At 67.7% G+C, this 15,118-nt stretch carries 14 protein-coding genes and 1 pseudogene; 6 read left to right on the forward strand and 9 right to left on the reverse strand.

Annotated features, from left to right (window positions below):
* The 4 genes from VDQ18_RS17960 to fabF all read right to left on the reverse strand — a co-directional run.
* Window positions 1-883 (reverse strand): terminase large subunit domain-containing protein (locus VDQ18_RS17960; protein ID WP_323022277.1); only part of this gene is annotated, 883 nt, incomplete at its 3' end.
* On the reverse strand, window positions 852-1,196 hold the full coding sequence (locus VDQ18_RS17965) for a hypothetical protein (RefSeq protein WP_323022278.1): 345 nt from the start codon (window positions 1,194-1,196) through the stop codon (window positions 852-854). The genes VDQ18_RS17965 and VDQ18_RS17960, both read right to left, overlap by 32 nt.
* Before the next feature lie 166 nt (window positions 1,197-1,362).
* Window positions 1,363-2,514 carry an endolytic transglycosylase MltG gene (gene mltG / locus VDQ18_RS17970; protein ID WP_323022279.1) on the reverse strand — a complete coding sequence of 384 codons (1,152 nt, stop codon included), beginning with the start codon at window positions 2,512-2,514 and terminating at the stop codon, window positions 1,363-1,365.
* Window positions 2,514-3,776 carry a beta-ketoacyl-ACP synthase II gene (gene fabF, locus VDQ18_RS17975; RefSeq protein WP_323022280.1) on the reverse strand — a complete coding sequence of 421 codons (1,263 nt, stop codon included), beginning with the start codon at window positions 3,774-3,776 and terminating at the stop codon, window positions 2,514-2,516. The genes mltG and fabF overlap by 1 nt, the downstream gene beginning before the upstream one ends.
* A gap of 273 nt (window positions 3,777-4,049) precedes the next feature.
* Here fabF and fabG point away from each other — a divergent pair, with 273 nt between their 5' ends.
* Window positions 4,050-4,787 (forward strand): 3-oxoacyl-[acyl-carrier-protein] reductase, encoded by a 738-nt coding sequence (fabG, locus tag VDQ18_RS17980; protein WP_323022281.1) that lies wholly within the window; start codon window positions 4,050-4,052, stop codon window positions 4,785-4,787.
* Window positions 4,788-4,797: 10 nt separating this feature from the next.
* Here the strand turns inward: fabG and VDQ18_RS17985 are convergent, their stop codons facing one another.
* On the reverse strand, window positions 4,798-5,229 hold the full coding sequence (locus VDQ18_RS17985) for an ABA4-like family protein (RefSeq protein ID WP_323022282.1): 432 nt from the start codon (window positions 5,227-5,229) through the stop codon (window positions 4,798-4,800).
* Window positions 5,230-5,465: 236 nt separating this feature from the next.
* Between VDQ18_RS17985 and VDQ18_RS17990 the strand changes: the two genes are divergently transcribed.
* From VDQ18_RS17990 to VDQ18_RS18000, 3 genes are all read left to right on the forward strand, one after another.
* On the forward strand, window positions 5,466-5,699 hold the full coding sequence (locus tag VDQ18_RS17990; protein ID WP_068304285.1) for an acyl carrier protein: 234 nt from the start codon (window positions 5,466-5,468) through the stop codon (window positions 5,697-5,699).
* A 103-nt stretch (window positions 5,700-5,802) separates the two neighbouring features.
* Window positions 5,803-6,693: a lysophospholipid acyltransferase family protein gene (locus VDQ18_RS17995; RefSeq protein ID WP_323022283.1), complete on the forward strand. Its 891-nt coding sequence runs from the start codon at window positions 5,803-5,805 to the stop codon at window positions 6,691-6,693.
* A gap of 50 nt (window positions 6,694-6,743) precedes the next feature.
* On the forward strand, window positions 6,744-7,661 hold the full coding sequence (locus VDQ18_RS18000) for a lauroyl acyltransferase (protein WP_323022284.1): 918 nt from the start codon (window positions 6,744-6,746) through the stop codon (window positions 7,659-7,661).
* A gap of 4 nt (window positions 7,662-7,665) precedes the next feature.
* Here VDQ18_RS18000 and VDQ18_RS18005 read toward each other — a convergent pair whose 3' ends face one another.
* Window positions 7,666-8,670 (reverse strand): DUF1223 domain-containing protein, encoded by a 1,005-nt coding sequence (locus VDQ18_RS18005; protein ID WP_323022285.1) that lies wholly within the window; start codon window positions 8,668-8,670, stop codon window positions 7,666-7,668.
* Window positions 8,671-9,007: 337 nt separating this feature from the next.
* Here VDQ18_RS18005 and acnA point away from each other — a divergent pair, with 337 nt between their 5' ends.
* Complete coding sequence (acnA, locus tag VDQ18_RS18010; RefSeq protein ID WP_323022286.1) at window positions 9,008-11,758, forward strand: aconitate hydratase AcnA; 2,751 nt, start codon at window positions 9,008-9,010, stop codon at window positions 11,756-11,758.
* Window positions 11,759-11,811: 53 nt separating this feature from the next.
* Here the strand turns inward: acnA and VDQ18_RS18015 are convergent, their stop codons facing one another.
* From VDQ18_RS18015 to pncB, 3 genes are read right to left on the reverse strand one after another with little or no spacing between them, the layout of a single operon-like run.
* Window positions 11,812-12,102 (reverse strand): CcdB family protein, encoded by a 291-nt coding sequence (locus tag VDQ18_RS18015; RefSeq protein WP_323022287.1) that lies wholly within the window; start codon window positions 12,100-12,102, stop codon window positions 11,812-11,814.
* Entirely contained in the window at window positions 12,090-12,344 is a 255-nt protein-coding gene (locus VDQ18_RS18020) for a type II toxin-antitoxin system CcdA family antitoxin (RefSeq protein ID WP_323022288.1), read from the reverse strand. The genes VDQ18_RS18015 and VDQ18_RS18020 overlap by 13 nt, the downstream gene beginning before the upstream one ends.
* Before the next feature lie 60 nt (window positions 12,345-12,404).
* Entirely contained in the window at window positions 12,405-13,697 is a 1,293-nt protein-coding gene (gene pncB, locus VDQ18_RS18025; protein ID WP_323022289.1) for a nicotinate phosphoribosyltransferase, read from the reverse strand.
* Window positions 13,698-13,769: 72 nt separating this feature from the next.
* On the opposite strand from pncB, the pseudogene VDQ18_RS18030 reads away from it, so the two are divergent.
* Window positions 13,770-14,753, forward strand: a pseudogene (locus VDQ18_RS18030) (NAD(P)H-dependent glycerol-3-phosphate dehydrogenase); the annotation flags it as partial.
* Window positions 14,754-15,118 lie beyond the last annotated feature (365 nt).

The following is a 15,118-nucleotide window of genomic DNA, read 5'->3' on the forward strand; positions in this document are numbered from 1 at the left end:
GCCAGTCGCTGACCGGCCCCTCGGTCACCGCGCCGACCACGACGATGCCGCACAGGTCCGACCCCGGATGCCCGCTGACCGCCGGATCGACGGCGACGACGACCCGGCTGAAGGCGGGCAGCTCGCGCGTCCGGCACCCCTCGATGAGCGACTGAGGAAAGAGCGTTCCCTCGACATCCTCCAGAAGCAGCCCCTCCAGCTCCTGCCGCCCCAGCCGCGAACCGCCATAGCGCTCCTCGACCTCGCGCAGGAACGACGCGGCGAGGAAGGCCCGGTTGGCCTGCGTCGGCGCCCGGCTGACCACGGTCGAGGGCAGCGCCAGCACCCGCCTGAGAACTCCCTCGGCCCGGGGCGTCGTCGTCACCACGCAGCGTGGATCGTCGCCAAGCCTCAGCGCGAATTGCAGCTGGTCCCAGGCGGCTTCGGATTTCTTCCACTTGCCCAGTTCGTCGGCCCAGGCCGCGTCGAATTGCGGGCCCCGCAACGCCTCGGGCGCATGGGCGGAGAAGGCCTGCGCCACCGCGCCGTTGGGCCAGACGAGGCGCTTCCTCGTCGCCTCCCAGACCGGGCGGCGGTCGGGGGGCGAACAGGCCAGGATGCCGCTTTCGCCGAAGACCATCACCTCGCGCACCTGATCCAGCGTCTCGCCGACCAGCGCCACGCGGGCAGCACGGCCGGGATCGCGCGGCCCCGCCCCCTCGACCTGCAGGCGCACCCATTCGGCCCCGGCACGGGTCTTGCCCGCGCCGCGACCGCCCATGATCACCCAGTTGCGCCAATTGCCCCCGGGCGCCTTCTGATGCGGCAGCGCCCAGAAATCCCACAGCCACGGCAGCGCCAGCAGCGCCTGATCACTCAGGCCGTTCAGGAAGTCCTCCCTCACCTGCCGCGGCGCGCAGGCGATCCATTCGGCATCGCACCTCGGCCCCTGCGGCGGCGAGATCCAGCTCTCCGGCTCGCTGTCCGCCACCCTCTTCAAGTTTCTCGAGTTTCGCCCGTTCACTGAAAACCGCCTCCAATGCCTTGCGCAACGAGGATACGGTCGCCGCCCATTCGCGCGACGCCGTGACATCCCCGGCCCTGATGCTCTCGATGGCGGCGTCGAGCTCGGCTCCATAGGCCGCCAGTTGACGTTCCGCCTGCGCCACCAGATGGCGCGGCGGGGATTCTCCCGTTCCAGGGTCTCGTTTCTTCATCGGTTTGCCTGCTGCCTCGCTGCCCCGCGCGATGAGAACGCAAACGGCCCGGGGATGAACCCGGGCCGAGAGCCGAACTGTGCCAGCATGCCTTTAGCGCTATCACGGACCGCGCCAAAAGTCAATCCGCAACACCTTGGGATGCAACGGAAAACTCTCTAAAACCTTAGTTACCCTGCTGCGCCTCGATCTGCCGCCAGCGGGCCACGTTCTCGTTGTGCTCGGCCAGCGTGCGGCCGAAGACATGCCCGCCGGTGCCGTCGGCGACGAAGTACAGATACTCCGTTTCCTCGGGGTTCAGCACCGCCTCGATGGCGGCGCGGCCCGGGTTGGCGATGGGCGTCGGCGGCAGACCGTCGATGCGGTACGTGTTGTAGGGCGTCGCCGCGTCCAGTTCCGAGCGCCTGAGCCCCCGGCCCAGCACACCCTGCCCGCGGGTGATGCCATAGATCACCGTCGGGTCGGTCTGCAGCCGCATCGGCACGCGCAGGCGGTTGATGAAGACGCTCGCCACGACGCGGCGCTCCTCGGCGATGCCGGTTTCCTTCTCGACGATCGAAGCCAGCGTCAGCGCTTCCTCGGGCGTGTCGAAGGGCAGCCCCTCGACCCGGTTCTCCCAGGCCTGGGCCAGGAAGGTCTCCTGCGCGCTCTGCATCCGGGCCAGCAGGTCGCCCCGGTCAGCCCCGCGCCGGACCTCGTAGCCATCGGGCGCCAGATGCCCCTCCGGCGGGACCTCGTCCACGCTGCCGGACAGGAATTCGGCATTCTCGATGGCGTTCCAGATCTGCCAGCTGGTCGCGCCCTCGGCCACGACGATGCGGAACCGGGTATCCGGCGCCTCGGCGACGCTGGTGTATTCCTCGGGGAAATCGGTCGTGTCGATGGGCAGGTCCACCGTCTCGGTGAAGCGGCTGGTGGCCGGGTCGAGTTCGCGCACCAGATAGCCCGCCGCCGTCACGCCGATCCGCAGCACCACTTCGGTCCCGCAGGTCGAGGCCCCGCCGCGCGTCACGATGTCGAGGATCTGGTCCATCGAGGCCCCGGCCGGCACCAGATAGGAGCCGAACCGCAGCTGACTGTCGCGCCCGTCATATTGCGCGCCGATGCGGAACAGCATGGGGCTGGTGACCGCGCCCTGCTCATCGAGCGAGGTCGCGACGGTGCGCAGCGATGCGCCCTGATCCACCCTGAGACAGATCGCCTGATCCAGCGGCCCCTCCGCCCGGAAGGCGTGCTGGCCCATGGCCACCACACCCGCCAGCATGACGAAGCCCACGATGAGCAGCGTCAGCGCGTTCGCCGCGATGTGCTTCCACATCAGTCGCGCACCTTGCCCAGCACGAGGCTCGCATTGGTGCCGCCGAAGCCGAAGGAATTGGACAGCGCCACGTCGATCTTGCGCTTGCGCGCGGCGTTGGGCGCCAAGTCCAGCCGCGGCGTGACCGCCGGGTTATCCAGGTTGATGGTCGGCGGCGCCACCTGATCGCGGATCGCCAGCACGCAGAAGATCGCTTCCACCGCGCCCGCAGCGCCCAGCAGGTGACCGATGGCCGATTTGGTCGAGGACATGGTGGCCTTGTCGGCCGCATCGCCCATCAGCCGCTCGACCGCACCCAGTTCAATGGTGTCGGCCATGGTCGAGGTGCCATGCGCGTTGATGTAATCGACATCGGCCGGCGTCAGGCCCGCCCGCTTCAGCGCCGCGGCCATCGAGCGGAAGCCGCCGTCGCCATCCTCCGCCGGAGCGGTGATGTGATAGGCGTCGCCCGACAGGCCATAGCCCAGCACTTCGCAATAGATCTTCGCGCCGCGCGCCTTGGCGTGTTCGTATTCCTCCAGCACGACGATGCCCGCGCCCTCGCCCATGACGAAGCCGTCACGGTCCGCGTCATAGGGGCGGCTGGCCTTCTGCGGCTCGTCGCCGCGCTTGGTGGACAGCGCCTTGCAGGCGTTGAACCCGGCGATGCCGATCTCGCTGATCGGCGCCTCGGCGCCGCCCGCGACCATCACGTCGGCATCGCCCAGCATGATCAGCCGCGCCGCATCGCCGATGGCATGGGCGCCGGTCGAACAGGCCGTGACGACCGCATGGTTCGGCCCCTTGAAGCCGTATTTGATCGAGACCTGACCCGAGACGAGGTTGATCAGCGAGCCGGGGATGAAGAACGGCGAGACGCGCTTCGGCCCCTTTTCCTTGATCAGGATCGCGGTGTCGGCAATCGTGGTCAGCCCGCCGATGCCCGAGCCGATCATCACGCCGGTGCGCTCGCGGTCTTCCTCGTTCTCGGGCATCCAGCCCGAATCCTCGACCGCCTGCGTCGCGGCGACCAGCCCGTACAGGATGAAATCGTCGACCTTGCGCCGGTCCTTCGGCGCCATCCAGTCGTCGGGATTGAAGCTGCCGTCCGAGCCATCGCCGAAGGGGATCTCGCAGGCATAGGTGGTGGACAGATGGCTCGCGTCGAAACGCGTGATCGGACCCGCGCCCGATTGTCCGTCCAGAAGCCGCTTCCAGGTCTCCTCGACCCCACAGGCAAGCGGCGTCAGCATACCCAGCCCCGTGACCACGACTCGACGCATCTGCAATCCTCCGTCTTCGGCCTTCGCCGATCCTATAGCTTTGCCTTGCCACATACACATTGTTACCGCGCGGGAAAAGAGCGCGGGCGCGCGGCGGCGAACTCCTGCCCGCTGGCGCCATGGCCCGGCGGCTGCTAGAACCGCGCCCAATCGCCGGGCAGACCGCCCCCCGCATCACCTTGCCGGAATACGCCGGGGGTGACTTGGCCACCGGCCAGGAGGGGGCAGCGCCCCCTGCCCGGTTCCCGCACAGCCTGACCGAAAGGAAATCCCATGTTCGACCTCAGCGGCAAACGCGCCCTTGTCACCGGCGCCTCGGGCGGCATCGGCGCCGCCATCGCCCGCGCGCTGCACGGCGCGGGCGCGACCGTCGGCCTGTCGGGCACGCGTGAGGCGCCCTTGCAGGAACTGGCCGCCGAACTCGGCGAGCGTGCCTTCGTCCTGCCCTGCAACCTGGGCGATTCCGCCGCGGTCGAGGCGCTGCCGAAACAGGCCATCGAGGCGATGGGCGGGCTCGACATTCTGGTCAACAACGCCGGCATCACCCGCGACCAGATCTTCATGCGCATGTCGGACGAGGATTGGGCCTCGGTCATCGACGTCAACCTGACCGCCACCATGCGCCTGTGCCGCGCGGTCATGCGGCCGATGATGAAGGCGCGCTGGGGCCGGATCGTCAACATCTCGTCCATCGTCGGCGCGACCGGCAACGCGGGTCAGGTGAACTACGCCGCCTCGAAGGCAGGCATGATCGGCCTGACGAAATCCATCGCCGCCGAAGTCGCGTCGCGCGGGATCACCGCGAACGCGGTCGCTCCCGGTTTCATCGCCACGCCGATGACCGACAAGCTGAACGACGAGCAGAAGGCCAAGATCAACGGCCAGATCCCGGCGGGCCGCATGGGCACGCCCGAGGAGATCGCGGCGGCGGTCCTTTACCTCGCCTCGCCCGAGGCCGCCTATGTCACCGGCACCACGATCCATGTGAACGGCGGCATGGCGATGCTCTGAGCCTTCCGGCTCAGAACGCCATCCCCTTCCCCGCGATCAGGCGGCGCAGCACATGCGCCGCCAGCCCCAGCGGCCCGAAGACCAGGGTCAGCAGCAGGACCGGCACCGTGCCGGCATGACCGAATCCCTGCGCCCGTGCGTCCCGCGCGATCCAGGCCCCGACGAAAAGGTCGAAGACCAGGAAATGCGCCCATCCGGTCAGCGCCCCCACCGGATGCGACATCAGCGCCATGATGCCCGCCAGCGATCCCATTCCCGCGCCCTCGGCTGCTTGGCCAAAGACCATGCCCGCCGTCAGGAACGCGGCATAGACCGCCCCCATCAGCAACGGAATCAGCCCCGAATGCACCAGCTGCCGGGTCGCTTTCGCCTCGGGCATGACAATCAGCATCAGCCACGCCGGCAACACCGGAAGGTGAATGAGAAGGTAAAGGTTCGCCATGATTTCCTGTCTGTTGTGGCCCGAACACGCCCCTCGGGCCAGCGCACCCTAGGCCCCCTTGGGCGGACGGGAAAGCGTTTGCCTCGTGGCGCGCTTGTGCTATAGGCGGCGCTGATTGAGCCGGGGCCTGCCCGTGCTGGTCCGGTTTGGCGCCCTCGCAAGGGCGTGGCCGTTACAGCTTGCGAGAGCCAATTCAACACTGGGCGGGTTCCGCCAGAGGGAAACGAGGACTGAACATGAGCGACATCGCTGATCGCGTGAAGAAGATTGTGGTCGAGCATCTCGGCGTCGAAGAAGACAAGATCACCGAGAACGCCTCGTTCATCGACGATCTGGGCGCCGACTCGCTGGACACCGTCGAGCTGGTCATGGCCTTCGAGGAAGAATTCGGGATCGAGATCCCCGATGACGCCGCCGAGAACATCCAGACCTTCGGCGACGCGGTGAAGTTCATCAGCGAAGCGGTCTGACCTCCGGGCGGCCCTGCCGCCGGACACGACCTGACAGACCGCGCGGCCGTTCCAGATCCCGGAGTGGCCGCGTTTTCTTTTCGGCTGAGCCCGCATCCCCGTCATGACCACCGACCCCGACCTGTCGCCCGACGCCCCCGCCCCCGAGCGGCTGCGCGACCGCGTGACGCTGGCGCTGGTCACCGGCCTGATGGTGCTGCCCTTCGGCATCCGGGCGCCGCTGGCGGGATTCATCGGCCGCACGCTGGGCCGCTTCACCTCGATCCGCCGCCGGGTCACCGAGGCCGTTCACCATTTCCGCCCCGACCTGCCCGAGGCCGAGGTCCGCCGCATCGCCCTGGCGGTGCCCGGCAACCTCGCCCGCATGATCGTCGAGGTGGTCTCGGCCCGGGACATGGCCGCCCTCGCCGCGACTCTGCCCATCGAGGGGCCGGGCCTCGCCGCCCTCGATCAGGCGCAGGCCGAGGGGCGGCCGGTGATCCTGGTCTCGGCCCATTTCGGCAATTACGACGCCTGGCGGCTGGCGCTGATCCATCGCGGCTACACCATCGGCGGCTATTACAAGGAACTGGGCAGCCCGGCGATGAACCGCCATTATGTCGAGGCGGTCTCGGCCTCGGGCCAGCCGATGTTCCCCGATACCAACGAAGGGCTGCGCAACGTCGTCCGTTTCCTCAGGAAAGGTGGCATGCTGGGGATCCTGATGGATCTTGACCGGCCGAACGGCGTGCTGATCGACTTTCTGGGCAAGCCCACCCGCACCGTGCTGTCCATGGCCGAGATGGCGCTGCGCTACGATGCGCTCCTGGTCCCGGTCTGGGGCATCCGCACCAAGGCCAAGCCCGGTTTCCGCGTGCAAGTCGATGCGCCGATCCCGCCCTCGGATCCCGAGACGATGACCGCCGCCCTGAACCAGGCCTTCGGGGCGCAGGTGATCGCCCATCCCGAGCAATGGGTCTGGTGGCATAACCGCCGCAAGAAGTCCCATCCCTGAGCCACCCCGCCCGGATGGACAGCGCCCCGGTGGGTGACTAGATAGCGCTCATGACCCGCACGACCGCCGCCCCCCCGGATCCAGCGCCCGCGCGCCTCTCGGTTCGTCACTGGATCGACGACCGCCTGACCGGCGCCGTGATCGGCACGGTCAAGCTGCTGCCCTACCACCGCCGCGTGCCCGCCATGGGCTGGTTCTTTCGCCGCGTGCTGGGCCCGCTGCTGCTCTACCGCCGGATCCGCCAGAACCTGCGCCACGTCTTCCCCGACATGCCGAAGGCCGAGGTCAGCGACATCTGCAGGGGCGTCGCCGACAATTTCGGCCGCTCGTTCATCGAGCTGCATTCGGGCGCCGAATTCGCCCGCCTCGCCGCCACATTCGAGCCCGGCGGCCCGGGCCTTGCCGCGCTCGACCGCGCGCATGCCGAGGGGCGGCCGGTGATCCTGGTCTCGGCGCATTTCGGCAATTACGACGCCTGGCGCTCGAATCTCAGCGCCCGCGGCTTCCGGGTCGGCGGGCTTTACATGCCGATGACCAACCCTGCAGCCAATGCCCGCTACGTGGCGACCATCGAGAGCATCGCCCGCCCGCTCTTCCCCCGCGGGTCCGAAGGGCTCAGCGACATGATCCGCTTCGTGAAATCGGGCGGCATGCTGGGGCTTTTGGGCGACCATTACATGGCGCATGGCGAGCTGGTGGATTTCCTGGGCAAACCGGCCTGGACCGCCACCTCGGCCGCCAAGATGGCACTGAAGTACAAGGCGCTGCTGGTGCCGCTCTATGCCACGCGCAACCCGGACGGGCTGACCTTCACCATCGAGGTCGAGGAACCGATCCCCCACACCGACGCCCTGACCATGACGAAGGCGCTGAACGACAGCGCCAGCCGCAAGGTCATGGCGCACAAGGGGCAATGGTTCTGGCTGCACCGGCGCTGGAAACACGCGCCCGAGTCAGTCGAAGGCTAAGCGCTCAACGGACCCGCGCCGCGGCGATCACCTCGCCCTGGCCGCTTTCCTGCACCACGACGACCACCGGGTCGCTGCCCTCCATCGGGATCGTCAGATCCAGCGGCGCCAGCATGTCCCAGCTGCCGATCGGCTGCCAGCTGGTGACGATATTGGCGTAATGCGCGTTCAGCCCGGCATTCTCGCCATCGAGGATATCGACCGTCTCGCTGGGCCGGTAGCGAATGATCTGCACCACATAGGGCCCGCTGCCCACAGGCCCCAGCCCGGTGTTGCGCAGCCGCGCAGAGGCGGCGGGCGCCGAGGGGGCGACGGCGGCATCGGCGGAAGGCGCAGCCTCGGCCATCTCGGGGGCGGCGTCAGCGGCTTCGGCATCGGCGGGAGCCTCGCTTTCGCGGCGGACCATGCTCAGCGTGCCGACCACGGAATTGGTCGCCATCCCAGAAATCGCCGACCGGCGCGAGGCCATGGCGATCTGCGGCGCGGCATCGGCAGTGGGCTCGGCCCGGATCTCGAGCCCGCTTTCGGTGCGGGCGAGATAGAGGCGCACTTCGGGCGGCCGGGCCTGCTGGGTGGCGATGGTGTCCATCACCTCCATCACGCGGAACCCCTCGACGATCTGGGTGCCGTTGATGATGACCTGCGGGGTGTAGATCGTGGAATGGCCGAAGCGGCGGGCATAGCGCTGCTGGCGCTCGGTATAGGCGCGGTCGGCAAAGGTATCGGCCCAGCCGATGTAATCCCAGTAATCGACATGCAGGGCCAGGGCGATGACATCCTCGCGCGAGGCGAGATCGACCATCATGTCATCCGCGGGCGGGCACGAGGCACAGCCCTGCGCGGTGTAAAGCTCCAGCAGAACCGGCGCGTCGGTGACCGATCCGGCGTCCTGCGCCCGGACGAGTCCCGGCGCCAGCCCCAGCGCCAGCGCCGCCGCCATGCCGACGCCGGCAGCTTGCCCCCGGGCCTGTGACAAGATGCCCGACCGGACCCGTGCCTTCAGCGTCATTCGCCAACTCCTGAAATTCTGCGTCAGTGAACCGGCAAATGGACCCGCGCGCAAGCAGGGGCAACCCGCCTGAGCCTCGGTTACACCAGCTTGTGACAGCGGCGCCACGGCACCGGCAGGGCTTCGCCTTCGCCCGGAAGGCGCCCGAGGCCTGGGCAAAGGCCGGTCAGCCTGCGCAAAACCCGGGCATCCCCGACCCCGCCCGGGGGCGTCGGCGGGATTCAGCGGTTTTTGTGCACAATGGTATACAAAATGCCCCGCCCCCCCTTGATCGGTGGCGCGCGATGAGGCATGAGCAGCGCAGCCAAACCCCTCTTGACCCGAAGGGAGCCTCCCCATGACTGTGATCGTCGGTAAAGATACCGCCAAGACGCGCAAGACGCTGACCGTTGCTGGCCAGTCGATTGCCTATTACTCGATCCCGGCGGCTCAGGCCGCGGGCCTCGGCGACTTCTCGAAACTGCCCGCCTCGCTGAAGGTGGTGCTGGAGAACATGCTGCGCTTCGAGGACGGCGGTTTCACCGTCTCGGTCGAGGACATCAAGGCCTTCGCCGAATGGGGCGCCAAGGGCGGCAAGAACCCGCGCGAGATCGCCTATCGTCCGGCCCGCGTGCTGATGCAGGACTTCACCGGCGTCCCCGCCGTGGTCGACCTGGCCGCCATGCGTGACGGCATCAAGGGCCTCGGCGGCAACGCCCAGAAGATCAACCCGCTGGTGCCCGTCGACCTCGTGATCGACCACTCGGTGATGATCGACGAATTCGGCAACCCGCGCGCCTTCCAGAAGAACGTGGACCTCGAATACGAGCGCAACATGGAGCGCTACGAATTCCTGAAATGGGGTCAGACCGCGTTCGAGAACTTCCGCGTCGTGCCCCCGGGCACCGGCATCTGCCACCAGGTGAACCTGGAATACCTCGCCCAGACCGTCTGGACCGACAAGGACCAGTCGGGCGAGCAGGTCGCCTATCCTGACACGCTGGTCGGCACCGACAGCCACACCACCATGGTCAACGGCATGGCCGTCCTCGGCTGGGGCGTCGGCGGGATCGAGGCTGAGGCCGCGATGCTCGGCCAGCCCGTGTCGATGCTGATCCCCGAAGTCGTCGGCTTCAAGCTGACCGGCAAGATGGTCGAAGGCACCACCGGCACCGACCTCGTGCTGAAGGTCGTGCAGATGCTGCGCAAGCATGGCGTGGTCAACAAATTCGTCGAATTCTACGGCGAAGGTCTGGACAACCTGCCGCTGGCCCAGCGCGCCACCATCGCCAACATGGCGCCGGAATACGGCGCGACCTGCGGTTTCTTCCCGATCGACGCCGAGACGCTGCGCTACCTCAAGCAGACCGGCCGTGACGAGGCGCGCATCGCCCTGGTCGAAGCCTATGCCAAGGAAAACGGCATGTGGCGCGGCGCCGATTACGCGCCGATCTACTCCTCGACGCTGGAGCTCGACATGAGCACCATCGTGCCCGCCATCTCGGGCCCGAAACGTCCGCAGGATTACCTGCCGCTGACCGGCGCCTCGTCGGCCTTCACCAAGGTCGTCGCCGACTACCGCGGCCTCGACGTCTCGGACGCGGCCAAAGACATGGCCGACGAAGGCCCCGTCGCGACGAAACAGGTGGATGTCGGCAAGACCGCCGCCGTCGAGGGCGAAGACTACGTGCTGCGCGACGGCTCGGTGGTGATCGCCTCGATCACTTCCTGCACCAACACCTCGAACCCCTATGTGCTGATCGGCGCGGGCCTCGTCGCCCGCAAGGCCCGCGCGCTGGGTCTGAACCGCAAGCCCTGGGTGAAGACCTCGCTGGCCCCCGGCTCGCAGGTCGTCGAGCAATACCTCAAGGCCGCGAACCTGCAGGAAGACCTGGACGCCATCGGCTTCAACATCGTCGGCTTCGGCTGCACGACCTGCATCGGCAACTCGGGCCCGCTGCAACCGGAGATTTCGAAGGCGATCAACGAGAACGACCTGATCGCCACGGCCGTCCTCTCGGGCAACCGCAACTTCGAGGGCCGGATCTCGCCCGACGTGCGCGCCAACTACCTGGCCTCGCCGCCGCTGGTCGTGGCCTATGCGCTGGCCGGTGACATGAACATCGACCTGACCACCGAACCGCTGGGCCAGACGCCCGACGGCAAGGACGTCTACCTGAAAGACATCTGGCCGACCGATCAGGAAATCGCCGAGCTGGTGGACCGCGTGGTCACCCGCGAGGCCTTCCTGTCCAAGTATGCCGACGTCTTCAAAGGCGACAGCAAGTGGCAGGCGGTGAAGGTCTCGGGCAGCGAAACCTACGACTGGCCCGCCACCTCGACCTATATCCAGAACCCGCCCTATTTCCGCGGCATGTCGGCCGAGAAGGGTCACATCAACCCGATCACCGATGCCCGCGTGCTGGCGGTGCTGGGCGACATGATCACCACCGACCACATCTCGCCCGCCGGCTCGTTCAAGGCGACGACCCCGGCCGGCAAGTACCTGACCGAGCGCCAGGTCGCGGTGAAGGACTTCAACAGCTACGGCTCGCGCCGCGGCAACCACGAAGTCATGATGCGCGGCACCTTCGCCAACATCCGCATCAAGAACGAGATGCTGGACGGCGTCGAGGGCGGCTACACCAAGGGCCCGAACGGCGAGCAGACCTCGATCTACGACGCGGCGATGGAATACCAGGAAGCCGGCGTTCCGCTGGTGATCTTCGGCGGCATCGAATACGGCGCGGGTTCCTCGCGTGACTGGGCGGCCAAGGGCACCAACCTGCTGGGCGTCAAGGCCGTGATCGCCGAAAGCTTCGAGCGCATCCACCGCTCGAACCTCGTCGGCATGGGGGTCATTCCCTTCGAGTTCACCGGCGGCGACACCCGCAAGTCGCTGGGCCTGACCGGCGATGAAGTGGTCTCGATCGGCGGCCTCTCGGACGACATCAAGCCGCTCTCGACCGTGCCCTGCACGATCACCATGAAGGACGGTTCGGTGAAGACGATCCAGCTGAAGTGCCGGATCGATACCGAGATCGAAGTCGACTACGTCAAGCACGGCGGCGTGCTGCACTACGTGCTGCGCGACCTGGCCAAGAGCTGATCGACCCCACCGGAACGACAAAGGCCCCGCGCATCGCGCGGGGCCTTTTGCTTTCAAATTCCGGTCAGAAGAACGTCCAGCGCCCGCGTTATCCTGTCGGCATGCTCCTCGACCCGACCCGTTCGCCGAACGGCCGCCCTGCTGACCGGCGTGACCAAGCGCGTGGCAAGAACGAGAGAGAGCCCCCTATAGGGAATGATGGGATTGAGCGTCGTCACCGCCGGATAATTCTCCAACAAAGGGACGACCACCACCGCCGGATCGGGTGGAAGCAATTCACTCTCCACAACGACCATGGCAATGCCATTCGCCTCGACCACGTCGAACCGGCTCAGGCGTTCCATGTCGCCTTGCCCGGCCCGACCATGATATCGGCCAGCGGATGGCCGTGCGTCCGGTGCCACTCGGCCTGCGCAGCGAAGGCGTCGGCGTTTTCTTCCAGCCACCGCTTGTGGCGCGCCTCGGCGACCGCCTGGCGCAGAGCGGCATCTGCGACCGCGGACACGTTCAGGTCGAGATCGCGCGCGTCATCGAGCAAGGCTGCGTCGAGCGTGAGGGAGGTCTTGCGTTTCGCGGCAGTCGACATGGCGACCCTCCTGATGATACCGCAAAATCATACCGCACGACGACCAACCCGACAAGTCGCTCACACGACGACCGCCACCGCCTCCTGCTCGCCCACGCCGAAGACCCGCTTGTAGCGCGCCACCTCGTCGGCCGGGCCCATCGCCTTGTTGGGATTGTCCGACAGCTTGACCGTCGGCCGCCCGTTCGCCGCCACCGCCTTGCACACCAGCGAGAAGGGGGCGAGCCGGTCGCCCTCGGTCAGGCCGCGGAAGTCGTTGGTCAGCAGCGTCCCCCAGCCGAACGAGACCTTCACCCGCCCGGCGAATTGCGCCTTGAGCGCCTCGATCTTGTCGACGTCGAGCCCGTCCGAGAAGATCACCAGCTTCTCGCGCGGGTCCTCGCCGCGCTCGGTCCACCAGCGGATCGCCACCTCGGCCGCCGTGGCCGGATCGCCGGAATCGATGCGGATCCCGGTCCAGCCCGCCAGCCAGTCGGGCGCACGCTTGAGGAAGCCCTCGGTGCCGTAGGTATCGGGCAGGATGATGCGCAGGTTGCCGTCATGCTCCTCGTGCCAGTCGGCCAGCACCTTGTAGGGCGCCTGCGCCAGTTCGGCGTCGCTTTCGGCCAGGGCGGCATAGACCATCGGCAGCTCATGGGCATTGGTGCCGATCGCCTCGATGTCGCGGCGCATGGCGATGCGGCAGTTCGAGGTGCCGGTGAAGGCGTCGCCCAACCCCTCCATCAGCGCCTGCACGCACCAATCCTGCCAAAGGAAGGAATGGCGCCGCCGGGTGCCGAAATCGGCGATGCGCAGGTTCGGGATCTTGCGCAGCCGCTCGACCTTTTCCCAGACCCGCGACATCGCCCGGGCATAGAGCACTTCCAGCTCGAACTTGCCCATGGTCTTGAGGACGGCGCGCGAGCGCAGCTCCATCAGGATCGCGAGCGCCGGGATCTCCCAGAGCATGACCTCGGGCCAGGCGCCCTCGAACGTCAGCTCATACTGGCCGTCGCGCTTTTCCAGGTGGTAATCGGGCAGCCTGAGCCCCTCGAACCATTCCATGAAATCGGAGCGGAACATCTGCCGCTTGCCGTAAAAGGTGTTGCCCCTCAACCAGGTGCTCTCGCCGCGGGTCAGGCTCAGGCCCCGCACATGATCGAGCTGCTCGCGCAATTCGCCCTCGTCGATCAGCTCGGCCAGACGGATTTCCTTGGTCCGGTTGATCAGCGAAAACTCGACCCGCGTGTCCGGCCGGTTGCGAAAAATCGACTGGCACATAAGTAGCTTGTAGAAATCCGTGTCGATCAGGGACCGGACGATCGGATCGATCTTCCAGTTGTGATTGTGGACGCGGGTTGCGATATCGACCATGAGACCGTCCTGAAACCGGGGTTCGGTCCGTCATAACGTCACGCTGCTTCGGCTGCAAAGCCCGAATGGGCAGAAAGGATCGGCATGGAACGGCCCGAGATCGGGGTTCTGGGCGCTGGCGCCTTCGGAACGGCGCTTGCGATCACACTGGCACGGGCGGGCAGACGCGTGTCGCTCTACGCCCGCGACGAGGCTCAGGTGGACCGGATGCGGAGGACCGGCGAGAATGCCGCCCGCCTGCCCGGCGTACCGTTGCCGCCCAGCCTCAGACCAACCGCCGCCGTGGCCGAGGCCGCCGCCGCGCCGATCCTGTTGCTCGCCGTCCCCACCCAGACCTTGCGCGCCCTGGCCGAGTCGCAGGCCGGGGCGCTCGCCGGCCGCACGCTGGTCGCCTGCTGCAAGGGGGTGGAGCTGGGTACGGGCCTCCTGCCGACCGAGGTGCTGGAACAGGCGATCCCCGGCGCGCGCACCGCGGTGCTGACCGGCCCCAGCTTCGCCGTGGACATCGCTGTGGGCAAGCCGACCGCGCTGACGCTCGCCACCGCGCATCGCGGCGGCGAGGCGCTGCAGGCCGAACTCGCCACGCCCGACCTGCGCCTCTACCTGACCGAGGACGCGCTGGGGGCACAGCTGGGCGGCGCGCTGAAGAACGTGATCGCCATCGCCGCGGGGGTGGTGCTGGGCGCGGGCTTCGGCGAAAGCGCCCGCGCGGCGCTGATGACTCGCGGCTTCGCCGAGATCCAGCGCCTGGCCGAGGGCCGGGGCGCGCTGCCCGAGACGCTGGCCGGGCTTTCGGGCTTCGGCGATCTGGTGCTGACCTGCACCTCCGAGAAATCCCGCAACTTCCGCCACGGCCAAGCGATTGGCCGCGGCGAGCTGCCGGACGGCGCGCAGACGGTCGAGGGCGTGATGACCGCGCATGCGCTGGCCGCGGACAATCATCCCGACACGTTGCCCGTGACCTGCATGGTCTCGGCGCTGCTCAAGGGCCGGGTGTCACTCGACGAGGCCAAGGACCTGCTCCTGTCGCGCCCCCTGCGCCACGAACGCGGCTGAAGAGGCGTTCGCCCTCGTTGCCCGCTGCCGCGGGCGCCTCGGGCGACCAGCGGCGCGGCGTTGCCGCGCCGAAGAAGGGGGGGGGGCTTAACGCCCTCTTAACCTTGATCTTTGTTCTCTAAATATCCTCGGGGGTTTCCAAAGGGGGCCCGAGGGTCCCCTTTGGCGGGGGGTGAGCGGCGTCTCGGAAACGCGCCAGTGGCGCGTTTCAGCCGCGAACGCCGCGCCCGTGGCGCGGCCGGGAGTTGAGGGGGCTGGCCCACCGCTCTTTGCCGTCCCTTGGGCCGGCCTCCCGCCAGACCCGGACTGCACCGCGAAAAACCGCCGAAACGGGGCGGTTTCTGCCCCCTCCCCTCTCGCTTGAA

Source organism: Pararhodobacter sp., from assembly GCF_034676075.1.
GTDB lineage: Bacteria > Pseudomonadota > Alphaproteobacteria > Rhodobacterales > Rhodobacteraceae > Pararhodobacter.